Raw genomic sequence first — 12,436 nt, 5'->3', positions numbered from 1 at the left:
TTAGTCATCTCGACGCGGCGCACTTTACCTGGATCATGGTCGAGCGCCCCGCCCGAGGAAGACTGAATTTACCGGCTGGAAGCGTCAAGCGATCTCAAATCGATGATCAAGTTTCCTGACGCGACATCGCTCCGCCCATCAAGCTTATGCGATGGCCCGGCACATGCCGGAACGCCCGATCCCGGCACGTCAGGAGTATTACCTGCATGCGCGTCGCCGCTTCCGCGAGGATCTCGATCATCACATCGAGGCGTTCGTCATCCGAATAGACCAGCGGGTCATCAAGAATGAGCGACACCGGCCTGCCCTGCTCGAGCAGCATGTCGGCAAAAGCAATCCGGGTGAGTACCGCCAGCTGTTCCTGGGTGCCGCGCGACAAATGCTCGCAATCTTCGGCCAACCCGTTGCGGGTCACGCTCACGAGAGCGAGGTCCTCGGAGAAGCAGAGTTCGCAGCCGGGTAGCAGGCGTTCGATGTGCCGCTTCGCCCGCTTGGCCACGGGTCCGACGAACTGTGCGGAGGTCTCGTCGTGCGCCTCGTCGAGCGTTTCGCGTAACAGCTTGAGCGTGTCGGCCTCGACAGTCACGCGTTCGAACGCGGCGCGCGCCGCTTCGGCCTCCTCACCGGCGGCAGCCGCACGATCGCCCAGCCCCGCTCCCCCTTCAATCTCGATCGTGTTCTCCAGCCGGGCGATCTCGGTTAGAAGCCGATTGCGGGTTTCGCCTGCGGTTCTGCCCCGAGCATCTATCACGTCAATCTTCTTCGTGATCGCTGCCGGGTCATGGGCTGTCGCATTGCGCTCCGCTTCCTCCAACTTCACGGCACAGTAGGCCGCGCGTTCCCGAGCCAACATTAGAGTCGCTTCAAGCGTTGGATGTTCCGGGTGGCTCTCAACCGCCTTGATCTGGCCAAGTGCATTGGCAAGGTCGCTCGCTGACCCTGCCTCCTCCGTCGCCAGCGGCGCATCCTCCTCTTCAATACGGCGCAGGGCATCGACCGCGCTCTCTTGAATACCTTCCGCTTTGGCCCAATCGTCCTCAGCGATCTCCAGCGCTTCAGTCAGCGAAATAAGATCAGGGAGCTCACCTGGAACTGGTGGATCGTCTTCACCCAGCCCGGAGACGTAGAGCTTCAGAGCCTCGGGACCCGCGACCAGATCGATAGCTGGGTCAGCAGGCGTCGCGGCCTCGATGCGAGCGGCCAGCGTCCGGATTTCCCCAGCCGCGTCGCGAGCCCTCTCGTTACGGTTGCGTGCGTCCGCGATGTTATCGACGCCGAGCTCAGCCAGCGCAGCCGTCAGCTTTCGCATTGCGGCGGCCAAAGCCTCTTCGGCGCTCTCGGCAGTGCTCGGCGGCGTGACAGTCAAGCGCGCGTCACCGAAGGTGAAGGTCGTTGCCCTGATCAACGTGCGCTCGCCGGCGGCTATCGGCTCTCCGTCCATCAAAACCACACCGTCAGGACCATCTAACGCAACCCGCGTCGCGCCAGAGTTCACCACCGCGCGTGCCTCGGCGACGAAGCGCTCCAGGATCTCGAGCCCCTCGATCGACTTCCCCGGAATGGAGGTTGCCGCGAGCAATTTGGCATCGCGGTGCTCGCCTTCCAGCTCGACGAGCTCAGCGTGCCGCGCTCGGGCTGCCGTGGACGCAGAGGCTCGTTGCCGGGCGACGATCAGCTGCTCACCGGCGCTTAACGCGGCCTTCGCTGCCTGCCGCGCCTGCCGGGCCGTTTCCAGCTTTGATCGTGCGTCCGTGACGCGTTGCCTACTCGCTAACAATCGCTCGCCGACCCCTTTGCGACGCTCCTGCGCGCGTTCGAGCGCCTGTCGTGTTGTGTTTCGGGTCTTTATTGCGGCTTGGTGACGGCGCTCTAGGTCCTCAAGCCCGTTAACCTTTGCCTTTGCCGCCTCCTGCTCTGCTCGACGAGTCGCGAGGATCTGGACCGCAGCGCGTGCGATCTCGAGGGACGCGACCAGCGCTTGGCGCGCTTCTGCGTCGGTCTCGTCGGCGATCTCGCGTTCGATCCCCCTCAGCTTGGCGCGCGCGCTTTCCAGATCGGCAAATGTCTGCTCGAGAGCGGCCAGCCGCTCGGACGCCACCCGTGCCGAAATTTCGGCAGCTTCGAGGCGCTCGCGGGCTTCGGTCTGCCTACCCTTCTTTTGGCCGGTCGGCGTCCAATAGGCACCGTACTGATCATCGATCCTGGTACGAACCTTCTTGTAGGCCGAGCCGCCCATGATCGAGCCCACCTCAGCCTCGAGCGTTGAGGTCACGCCATCGCGGACGATCTGGCCAGGCGCCGCGACAGCCAATGCCTCGGTCTGGGCCACCCACAACAAGCCGAGCGCGCCGTAGCTGGCGACATCGCCGCCACGGCTACTATCCTTTACCGAACCTAATAGCGTGTTGAGCTGCACCTCGGCATCCTCGCCCGTCGCCCGGCCCTGCGGCCCTGTGACCTCGACGGCAGCGCTGCGAAGAAAGCGCTTCGAGACCGACCAAGGCGCGCCATTTGCCTCGAATGACACGTCGATCTTTGGCCCAATTGCCTCCCCATGCGGCGCGTAAGACTGGGCTAGCTGGTTCTTGGTATTGTGACGAACAAAGAACGCGGCGCGCAGCGCCTCCAACAACGTCGATTTCCCGATCTCATTGTCTTCGATGATGATGTTCAGGCCGTCAGTCAGACCGTCGATCACGGTCGGCCTGCGAAATTTGCGGAAGCCATCGAGGGCGATACGTCGAAGGCGAAGGCTCACGCGCGCTCCTCCCGGCTATATTCCACAAAGAGTCGTTCAAGCGCTCGCTTGGCAAGGGCGGCGTCCGACCCGCCATTATCAACGCGCGCCGCGAGCTTGGCGGCTGCGGCACCGAGCATCCCTTCGACCGCTAGACCCGCCAGATCCTCGTCGCTCGGACGCCCCACCAGATTGTCAGCCTGCAGGCCGAGGAAGCGGAGACGATGGGCAAGATCGTCCTCAAGGAGGCCGAGCATTCCGACCCGGTCGGTCAGACTCGTGATGCCAGCAAGCGTTAGCTGAAGCAGCGTAGCCGCGGGATCGATAAAAGTCAGGAGGCGATCACGCTCGGCGTTGAAAGAGGCACGGTCATTGACCAGCCAATCGCGGCGGAGCCATTGAAAGCGGCCTGTGCGGAGCGGGGTTACCTCGGGTTCACGACCTGCCGCGAGATCGACCAGCAGTGTGTGGCCTGGATCGTCACGTTGGAAGCGGTCGGTCTCGGGCGTGCCGGCGTACCAGGTCCGCGCATCAACCTTCAGGGCGCCGTGCCAGTCGCCAAGAGCGAGATAGTCGAGATTAGAACGCCGTGCCCGATCGGGAGCGATCTGGTTCTTGGTCTCCCCCTGATTGCCGAAGTCGCGGATCGAACCGTGCGCAACCCCGATGCGGAGACTGGCCCCTGGCGTCTCCATGGCGTCAAACTCGTCTGTAGGATCCTCAAGATTATGACGATGGATAAGCGGTGCCGGCATCAACCAGGTGCCGCGCTCGATTTCCTGTGGAGATGCCTCGGAGAGTATGACGATCCCCTCCCCTGCTCGCCGGCGCACGCGATCCCATAAGCCGCCATTGCGCGCAAAGTCGTGATTGCCTGGAAGGAGCCACCATTTCACCGGGTAACGAGCCATCCTTGAGACGGCCTGGACGATCGTTCGATCCTCCGGCCCCTCCGTATCGAAGATGTCTCCGGCGACGACAATGTGCGCTGCGCCGTGCTCAAGAGCGGTCTTGGCAAGCGTGTCGATCACATCGAAGCGCGCTTCTGTGAGCGCGGCACGAACATCGGGTTCGAAACGCCCAAATGGTTTGCCGAGCTGCCAGTCGGCGGAATGCAAGAATCTCATCGCCCGCGTATAGCCGATCTGACGGTGCCAGCGCACGGTTCTCAGGCAACTAGAATGATGACAATCGACGGGACGCGGAGCAGGCGATCATCGGCTGCCCGACCCGCCGCCAATCTCTCGCGTTTGTCGAACTTGAGCGACCTACAGCTACCGAGTGTGCCGGATCAGCGGGCCTTATCCAGAAAGCATACCGCGCACTTGCTCAATCTTCAACTCGCCGCGGCCGTACGCATCCGCCATCTCATTCGCCAGATTCAACAAGAACTCGTCGATGGCGGGTTCATCCCAGCGTCGCCTTGTCTCGGACACTGTTACGCGATCCCGCAAGGCATTGCCTCGCTCGTGTGCGAAATTGCCCGCCCACTCAGTGCCCAGCAGACCTACGGCCCCCGCCTCGATGCGGATCTGTCCAATCGCCCCAAGCTTCGTCAACATATGCAAGCCGCGCGCGAGGAACTGCGCGACCTCTGTGATCAGCGATCCGACAAAAAAGCGATCCTTCTCCAGCCGAGCGTTGTCGAACGACCACAATTCCCCGGTCTCTCGGAACCATTGTGTCATCGTCCAGGTCTCCGCCTGACCATCACGTCGCCCGACCGCATACATCACCGTGCCTTCCGTATTCAGACCGCCCTCGGCCCCACTGTAAGGGCCCAGCGGATTCATGCCCGAATTACCTTGCGGGCCTTGGAAGCGATGGACAGAAAGCGCCTTTGGCAGTGCACCTTTAAACTTTTCCGGTATGATCCGAACGTATAGCCGCCGTGCTTCGACCGGCTTAATCGCTTCTTCGCCGGCACCACCGTGGTAGGGCTGATGCTTGATCACCGCGCCCTTCTCAAACCAAACAGACGGGTCGCCTGACCGGCTCGGCATACCCGCCGGTCCTGGCGTGCTGGATATCTCTGCCAACCACTCGCTCAAGGATGTGTGCAGCGCCTCGGTGAACGCCCCCGCCAATTCGGCGGTTGCCTCCTCTATCGCCACATCGTCGGCGGTTTTGGGCAGATTGTAGAATATGACAGCACGCCTGTGCCGGATGTCGAACGGCAGATTCTCCGGCTTCTTCGGGCCATAATACTTGTTAGCGACAAGAATGATCCGCTCGTGGGTCAAATGCGCCCATGCCCAGCCGAGCTCGATCAGCACGTTGGGATTGGGCAGTTCGCGTCCCCCTTCAGACCGCCCGACCGTCGTCATGTCGCCGACGAAGACACCAGCATTCTTGATCTTGTCGAAAATCGTGTCTGCGATCGCCGCCATGCCCTTGGCGTTCTTGGTGTCGTGATCGAGTTCTGGCCCTTCGCTCGGCTGAAGCTCGAGTTCCTCGCTGAGCGCTTCGAGGGCACGGCCAAGAGCCGCCTGGATCACGTCGCGGTTGAACTTCGCCGCGCGATCACTCTGCCAAGACCAGAATACCTTCATTTCCTATCCTTATGCAGCCCGGCGGGACGTCTATACGATCGTTAGCGGCTCGAAATAACTGTTGCAGCCGCTCAGGGCAGCAAAGTCCGGATCATGGAATGTCACGATCTGTCGGATCAAGCGCGGTGGTACTGGGGCGAGTGCGCGATCATGAGGAACGCCGTCATAGGGCCGTCCCCTTCGCCAGCCACAAAACTTGCGCACGATGTGGGTTTCATAGCCAAGGCTGTCCTGAAAATAGGAAATCGGGATAACCGCTTCCACCACGCAAGGCACACCCGTCGCGCGGAGGATCGGCCCAAGCTCGGTATCACGGTCGATCGCCGCGTACAGGGACTCGCCGCCCCAGAACCGGAAGAAATCCTCGACCCCGTCGTCGTTGCGCGGCCGCGTGAAGAGGAACCAGATCCGTCCTGCTCGGGTCGGAGAGCGTGCCTGATGGCGAAGCCGGAATTGCGCTGCTATCTCCGGTGTAAACGCGCCGGCCGACACCGCCGCTTCGATCCTTCCCATCAACCCGTCGACACTTGGGAGATCCATTCCCTCCGCCAGGATGGCCGCCCGCTCATGAGGCATCAAACGGCTGCAATGCCAGGCTAGAATCTCGTGGGGTAGTAGCAGCTCACCCAATCGCTCGACCAAACGGTCGTACTGCAATCCGGTGGCGAAGCGTTGCGTCGTCACCCAATCGTCCAGAAGATCGAGATGCTCGTCGAGGAAGGCGGTGACCGCTGGCGGCCAGCTTGCCGGGTGATCATAGTCAAGGAGCACGCCTTGCCCTCACATTTCAGCCAGCCGCCGGGGATAATCTGCAGATCCAGACTGGACGTGACCGACGGTCACGTCTTCCGCGCCGCCTTGATTGCCTCTACGAGCCGATCCAGCGGGCTCCTCGCCGCATGGATCCGATCGATCGCCAAGCCGAGCGGCTCGAGTGCAGCCTCCAAATCCTCCTCCTCAAACCCCGCCACCAGTGCTTCTCTGCTGACCGGGATCGTCAAGGCGACATCGCCGGTTTTCGGATCGAAGAGAAAGCCTCGATCAATGAGCTCATCGATCAGGGAGCCTTGCGACCTCAACAGCGCCTTCCAGTCGCGCTGGCCCAAGGCCTCCGTGCTTGCCGAGAACCGGATACCAGCGCCAGCGAAGCCTGCGATCGTGCCGACCCAAGTTTCAGGCTCATGACCGTCTATGCAGGACACTGTGTCCAAAACGAACGAGAGGTAGCAGTCATTCTCGTCTGACTGCGGCATGCGCCACTCTTCAGGAGCGAACCACTGCGTTTTGTCAAAATCAGCTGGTGCCTCGCCCGCCCAGCCGAGCGCGCGACGCTTGTCGTCGAGTAGCGCTGCTACGGCTTTCTCAAGCATGGGCTCCATCGTGCTGTGAGCGTATCGGATGGCAGCCTCCAGCTCCTCGATATGGGTCACGATGACCGCGCCGACGGCGGGCTCCGGCATGATCAGTTCCTCCTAAAACGCGTCGACATGCTCGCCGAACTTGGAAATCATCTGTTGTACGAAGGATCGACCAGACGCCGAAACGCCGGCTGCCGTGCGAGCGGCGCGTGCAATGTCAGGCCAGCCTGTCGACGATACCTCCAGCACGTCGGCCGAGAATGGCGCCAGCAACACGATCCGCGGCGATCGCTTCTGCAGATCCGCCCGCCGAAACACCGACGCCTTGTATCTTTCGAGCTGATCGCGGCCGAGGCCGGCACGTATCTTTACCTCGATGCCGATCAGATGGACGCTGGTCTCGATAATGAGGTCCACCCGGTCGGCAACATCGCCCATAGGACATACTTCAGTGCTGACCCGGTACCCCGTCTCCAGCGCTTCAAACCAATTTGTCGTTGGCAGCGCGGCAAGAAGATAGTGCGCCAGAAACATCCTCGACGTGTCGCCCCCGAACTCGGTCATCCAGAGCCCGGCTAGTGCGCCCGCGTTCCGCACCTCATCATGACCCAAATTTGCCAGGGCCCAGGGATTAACGAGACCGCCCCGCGCCTTGGCGGTGGCGAGCGGCCCCCTCAGCGACTGAAAAGCAGCTTGCAGGTCGCCGAGCGTGTGGAATTGCTTTGGGGCGCGAGGCTGCCCGGTTGGCAACACGGCACGGAGAGCCAGGAAGGCGGTTTCCATTGCACCCGCCTGAAGAGCGTTAGCCATGTTGAGACCTCGCGCGAGCCTCAGCCGCCGCTATAACCTCTCGCACCAGTACTGCTGGCCATACGCGACCGAGCTGGGCATCCGACTGATCATTGGTGTGAAATCGGCCTGAGTAGATGCCGATGAAGTTGACGGCACCATCGCCGGCCTCAATTCGGCCGTGCGTGCCCTCCAGCTCGATCTGGCCGTGCGCTCTCTGGATGACCGGTGACCCGGACATGCCCGGCCGCGACGCGGAGTCCACGATCAGATAGCGCTGATGCTTGCTCGCGGTAAAAAATGGCTCGCTGGCGAACGTTGCCTGCTTCCAGACAGGCAGCCCGATACCGAGGCGACCGAAAGGATATCCCAAGATGAAAATCGGCATTCCGATCCGCTGCTTGAGCGCCACGGTGCGAACGACATTCATCGGCATCAACGACGCTTCACCGGGCGGCGGCAAATCAACATCCAATGCGACGATGTCGACGGTGCGGCCGTGTTCGGGGTGCTCGACCCATAGCGGCTCGTTGTCTGGATCGACGGTAGGCACCCGGATGATCAGCGGCGGTCGATCCCGATCGTTCAGGGGGACGTGCACCCGTAGGTGATTCGGAATACCGCCCTGCTTATGGGTGACTTCATTGGTCTCGTTGTTGCGGCCGGAGACGACGTGCCAGTTTGTTAGCAGGGACAAACGCCCGTCGAGCCGCAGCCACGGGAACGCCGTCGCACCGCCAAGGAGCTGATCGCCGAAGAAGGCCTCGATGTACAAGGGCACTAGCGAGCAGGTGTCGATCCCGGGCGCCGTCACCTCAACCTCTCCAGCAGGCGACCCACAGCGCCGGCTTCGGCCGCCAAGTTGCGGTTGTAGGCAAGCGGCATGCGCGGACTCTTCCAACGCAAGGCGTCCATAATCCCGGCAAGATCCTCACCGCTTGCGAAGAGGTCCTGGTTGAGGCCAACCCGGGTCGAGTGCGCGCTCACACCCTTGAGCAGCCGCACCATATCATCAGCGGTTAGATCGGCCAGCGCTCCACTCTCGAAAGCGCGTTGAACCATCGCCCGGTAGATGGGTCCGATGGAGCCGGCGTGAAGCGCGACGGAGCCAATGTCATACTCGGTGCGAGCCGCCACTGCCGGCCGCGACAGCGTCTTGCGTAAGTCCCAGGTCTCCCGTCCCGTGAAACTGGCGATGCTCCGTCCTTTCACGGCAGCCCGTGCCTTGTAACGCCGGACCTGGACGCGCCGGAACAGCGGCCCGTGGTTTATGCCAGCTTCCTCGGTCCACGCGGTGATCGCGCGTACCGATCTCGGGCTAAGGAACGCTGTTGCCCCCTCCCCCTCCTGATCGCCCTTGCTCCGCGGAACCGAAAGCAGCCGCGCCTCGGGATCGAGCGCTTCGAGGATGTGCTCGACCTCGATCGCGACCAGCTCTGAAGCGCGCAGTCCAGTGTCATAGGCTACCGAGAGCAGTGCGCGGTCTCGCAACCCCGGCAGATCTCCCGCACAAGCCTCTAGGAGCGCCCGTACGTTGATCCCACGGGGTTTGTCGCGCTCGACATCCTTTACCGGGCCCTTGAAGCGCAGCGGGCGTGCCTGAGCCTGAGCTGTGCCCTTCTCTCGCCGGATCGCACGCAATCGCAACTTGACCAGCTCGGCCTGGGTCGGATCCTTCAGCTCGAGCAGCTGATGGATCTTGGCGATCGATGCCTTGTAGCGGCCGAGTGAAGCCGGACGAGCCCCCTCCCCGGCCCGCATGTCGAGATAGTCGGCAACGACTTCCGGCGTAGCCGGTAGCGCGATGCGATTGGTCCGCCGACACCAAAAATCGAACGCTTCGACATCCGACTTGAGCGCCCTGATAGTGTGAGGCGAGGACGCAGCCTGATAGGCGGCGATCAGATCGGCATTGATGGTGATCCTGCCTGCGGCATGCAGGCTAGTCATCTTCCGAAGAAGGTCATTTGCCTCGACCGGGAGCTGCGGTGCAAGATCGTCCGTCAAAGCGGTCATCGGGAAAGCTCGACGATCTCATCGTAGGTGAAAGGCTCCTGCCCGTAGATTGCAGCTAAGCCGTTGAATGCGTCGACGGCGACAGCCTTAAGAGCCTCTGGCTCGATCGTTGTGAGCGTTTGATCATACTCATATGAAAGTTCGACCGCGGCATAGCCCTCATCGCGGAAACTGAACGGACCCATCGGCCACCAACTACCGGTCAGGTTGCTGATGCCCAGACGCACATGGATCGGTAGCGATCCTCCATGTTCTAGCGCGAGCGCGCAGTTGCGCTTCAAAAAGTTCAGCCAGTGATTGAAAAAAGACCCCGTTGCGAGCGTGATCCGCTCCCCATCGCGCTGAAAAAGAAATCCGCCCGCTACGCCCCAGAATTCGCCGGTTTTCTCAAACCATTGCGTGATCGCGAGCGTTGGATCGACATCATCTTCCGGTGTGGCCGGCCAATATGTCATCACGCCGCCCTGACTCATCCCGTAGTTGAAGGAGTTGGCGCGGGCGAGCAGCGCGGGATGGCCCATATGCTCGATCAATGCCTGCTTCGCGCCAGGCTTCGCCGACCACTTTGACGGAATGATCCGGGCGTAGCCGGGGAAATGCTGCTTCCAACGGACCTTCCTGCTGCCGCTGCGACTGGTCACGACCTGGGGAACCTCGGGATCGAACCACAGATCACGGTCGCCGGGACAGTGCGGCTGCCAATGCACGGCCTCGGGAGGCGGCGCCGGCAACTGGTCCAGCGCGAGCTTTAGATATTCTGCGAGGCGCTTGGCGAGATCCGCGCGGACGCGCCGAAGTTCTTCGCGATCGGCATCGGCGGGTAGGTGAAATCCGATCGGTCCGCGGCGCCCGCGCATGTCGAACGGCAGTTTGTCGAGGGTTGCTCCATCGAACGCCGTGTTCCAAATCTGCAGTACGCGATTTTCGCCAAGAGCGCGGTGGGCGTAGCCCAACTCGATCAGCACATTCGGATTGGCGCAGGCTTTTCCGTCGGCCGAGACCGCGATCGGCGTGACGTCGCCGATGAAAACCGCCGCCTGGTCGATCTTGCGCAAGATCGTAGCGACGATGTCGGGCGTGCCGGCCACGCCCTGCGTGCCCGACGTCAGGCTGGGACGTTCGGCCTCATCGAGGTCGGCAGAAATCATGCCGATCGCCTGGTCGAGCGCGGAGCGGATGAGCTCTCGGGTCACGCGGCCATCGAGATCACTCTGCCAAGACCAGAAAACTATCTTTTCCACGCGTGATTGCCCCTGCCCACCTCGGCGCACGCATATCGCACCTTACAAAGCATTGTCAATTCCGCTTATGTGATAACTGCAATTATCGCGTGCCCACTGATCAGTTCAATTTCGGTAAAATATCGGACTTATACTGCATCCAAGGTGGGTTTATATCAGATCATAACTGATCGTTAATGACTCCATATCGTTCCGTGGAATTCGAGGTTGGAAACGCAACTACATTGCTGCGATCTGCCGCAATCTTCGACTGGGGGCACATCACTTTCACTGAAATAACCTGCCGACTTGCAGATGTTATGACGTCCGCCCAATCCTGGAGCATGCGCCGACGCGGAGTGAGATAGAGCGCACTGTTGTAGGCTCCGCGGATGTCGTTGTCGTCGACATGCGCAAGCGCCATTTCGATCCAGTCGGAATTATAGACTTCTTGCTCGTTTCCCCAGGTCGACGCCATGCCGCGGAACCCGTGTACGGTCTGCCGCCCGCGGTAACCCATCCGATAGCAGGCATAGATCATGGTATTCTGAGAGATCGGTTTACCGATCTTGGTTCCGGGAAACACAAGACCTTCACCGTTGGTCGATCGAAGCCGCCGGCGGAGGAGCTCAACCACCTGCTGCGAAAGCGGCACGAGATGCTCACGCTTCTTCTTCATCCGTTCGCCAGGAATTCGCCATAGCGGATTCTTGCCGTCGAGGTCCTCGAACTCGTGCCAGGCCGCGAAGCGTGTCTCTCTCGTCCGCCCCCAGGTCAGCAGCGTGAACAGCAGCGCCTCACGCGTGATCTCGCGCCGCCGGGGATCTTCCTCACCGTCGTAGGCGTGGATCGCCTGTACAAGCTCGGGAAGCCGCTGGAGCGGCAACCGCGCCATATGTCGAACCTTGGGGCGCGGTTTGAGCGCGCCGGTCAGATGCGCCGAAGGATCGTGTTCTGCGGCACCCTCGGCGATCGCATAGCGGAATATCTGGCCGATCGATTGCAGGACTCGGCGGCTCACATCCAGCGCACCGCGCGCTTCGACGGTACGGATCGCCTGGAGTATCACCGGCGCCGTCAGTTCACGGATGGGTGTCGCGCCCAGAGCTGGAAATGCGTCCCGCTCCAGACGGGACATGAGGCGCCGCGCATGCGCGGGGTCGAGGCTTTCCTCTCGCCGACTGTGCCATTCGCGCGCCATCATCTCGAAGGTCACGGAGTGCTGGCGCTCGGCCGTGCGCTGAACGCCGGGGTCCTGCCCCTGCGCTAACAGCTCGCGCGCTTCATTTCGTCTGGCACGGGCGGCGACCAAGGACACGTCCGGGTACTTGCCAAAGCTGAGGAGCTTTTCCTTGCCGGCAAAGCGGTACTTCATCCGCCACAGCTTGGAGCCGTTCGGCTGCACGAGAACATGCAGTCCGCCGCCGTCGGCAAGCTTGTACGGCTTGCCGCGCCTGGCGGCATATTTGACCTCGAGTTCTGTGAGCGGCATCGGCTGTGTCCACCTGGGGGTATCGCCGAAATGGTACCCCCAAAAATACCCCCAATCCAAATGGCTTTGGGTGCATGGAACGGGACATAGCGGGACGCTCAGTCGCGTGCCGGGATGGCCAGAATTATTTGATATGTTTGGGAAAGTGGTCGCCCATGGACGTCGCCGGACAAATCGGGACGGTTGCATGGGGCTAGGCGGTGGTTGCGGGGGTAGGATTTGAACCTACGACCTTCAGGTTATGAGCCTGACGAGCTACCGGGCTGCTCCAC

10 protein-coding genes are annotated in these 12,436 nt (G+C 61.7%); all 10 read right to left on the bottom strand.

Annotated features, from left to right (window positions below):
* Window positions 1-106 precede the first annotated feature (106 nt).
* The gene (locus tag NTCA1_RS18500) at window positions 107-2,758 is read right to left on the bottom strand and encodes an AAA family ATPase (protein WP_159831365.1); all 2,652 of its coding nucleotides are present in this window, start codon (window positions 2,756-2,758) and stop codon (window positions 107-109) included.
* A complete protein-coding gene (locus NTCA1_RS18495) occupies window positions 2,755-3,864 on the bottom strand; it encodes a DNA repair exonuclease (protein ID WP_159831364.1) in 1,110 nt (369 codons plus the stop codon). Before NTCA1_RS18495 ends, NTCA1_RS18500 begins: the two co-directional genes overlap by 4 nt.
* 174 nt (window positions 3,865-4,038) lie before the next feature.
* The gene (locus NTCA1_RS18490; protein ID WP_159831363.1) at window positions 4,039-5,289 is read right to left on the bottom strand and encodes a hypothetical protein; all 1,251 of its coding nucleotides are present in this window, start codon (window positions 5,287-5,289) and stop codon (window positions 4,039-4,041) included.
* 30 nt (window positions 5,290-5,319) lie between these two features.
* The gene (locus tag NTCA1_RS18485; protein WP_159831362.1) at window positions 5,320-6,060 is read right to left on the bottom strand and encodes a hypothetical protein; all 741 of its coding nucleotides are present in this window, start codon (window positions 6,058-6,060) and stop codon (window positions 5,320-5,322) included.
* A gap of 68 nt (window positions 6,061-6,128) precedes the next feature.
* The gene (locus NTCA1_RS18480) at window positions 6,129-6,749 is read right to left on the bottom strand and encodes a hypothetical protein (RefSeq protein ID WP_159831361.1); all 621 of its coding nucleotides are present in this window, start codon (window positions 6,747-6,749) and stop codon (window positions 6,129-6,131) included.
* A gap of 12 nt (window positions 6,750-6,761) precedes the next feature.
* On the bottom strand, window positions 6,762-7,430 hold the full coding sequence (locus NTCA1_RS18475; RefSeq protein ID WP_159831360.1) for a PD-(D/E)XK nuclease family protein: 669 nt from the start codon (window positions 7,428-7,430) through the stop codon (window positions 6,762-6,764).
* A 19-nt stretch (window positions 7,431-7,449) separates the two neighbouring features.
* A complete protein-coding gene (locus NTCA1_RS18470) occupies window positions 7,450-8,250 on the bottom strand; it encodes a trypsin-like peptidase domain-containing protein (protein ID WP_159831359.1) in 801 nt (266 codons plus the stop codon).
* Complete coding sequence (locus NTCA1_RS18465) at window positions 8,247-9,386, bottom strand: tyrosine-type recombinase/integrase (RefSeq protein ID WP_201282547.1); 1,140 nt, start codon at window positions 9,384-9,386, stop codon at window positions 8,247-8,249. Before NTCA1_RS18465 ends, NTCA1_RS18470 begins: the two co-directional genes overlap by 4 nt.
* A 62-nt stretch (window positions 9,387-9,448) precedes the next feature.
* Window positions 9,449-10,693, bottom strand: a complete 1,245-nt coding sequence (locus tag NTCA1_RS18460) for a hypothetical protein (RefSeq protein WP_159831357.1) — start codon at window positions 10,691-10,693, stop codon at window positions 9,449-9,451.
* A 160-nt stretch (window positions 10,694-10,853) separates the two neighbouring features.
* The gene (locus NTCA1_RS18455; protein WP_159831356.1) at window positions 10,854-12,164 is read right to left on the bottom strand and encodes an integrase arm-type DNA-binding domain-containing protein; all 1,311 of its coding nucleotides are present in this window, start codon (window positions 12,162-12,164) and stop codon (window positions 10,854-10,856) included.
* Between the last annotated feature and the right edge of the window lie 272 nt (window positions 12,165-12,436).

It is taken from the genome of Novosphingobium sp. TCA1, from assembly GCF_009811895.1.
Taxonomy (GTDB): domain Bacteria; phylum Pseudomonadota; class Alphaproteobacteria; order Sphingomonadales; family Sphingomonadaceae; genus Novosphingobium; species Novosphingobium panipatense_A.
This window is presented reverse-complemented; position numbering and strand designations above follow the sequence as displayed.

Coding starts and splice junctions, on each gene's coding strand:
- NTCA1_RS18495 (WP_159831364.1), bottom strand. CDS start 3,864: ATGAGATTCTTGCATTCCGCCGACTGGCAGCTCGGCAAACCATTTGGG.
- NTCA1_RS18490 (WP_159831363.1), bottom strand. CDS start 5,289: ATGAAGGTATTCTGGTCTTGGCAGAGTGATCGCGCGGCGAAGTTCAAC.
- NTCA1_RS18480 (WP_159831361.1), bottom strand. CDS start 6,749: ATGCCGGAGCCCGCCGTCGGCGCGGTCATCGTGACCCATATCGAGGAG.
- NTCA1_RS18475 (WP_159831360.1), bottom strand. CDS start 7,430: ATGGAAACCGCCTTCCTGGCTCTCCGTGCCGTGTTGCCAACCGGGCAG.
- NTCA1_RS18465 (WP_201282547.1), bottom strand. CDS start 9,386: ATGACTAGCCTGCATGCCGCAGGCAGGATCACCATCAATGCCGATCTG.
- NTCA1_RS18455 (WP_159831356.1), bottom strand. CDS start 12,164: ATGCCGCTCACAGAACTCGAGGTCAAATATGCCGCCAGGCGCGGCAAG.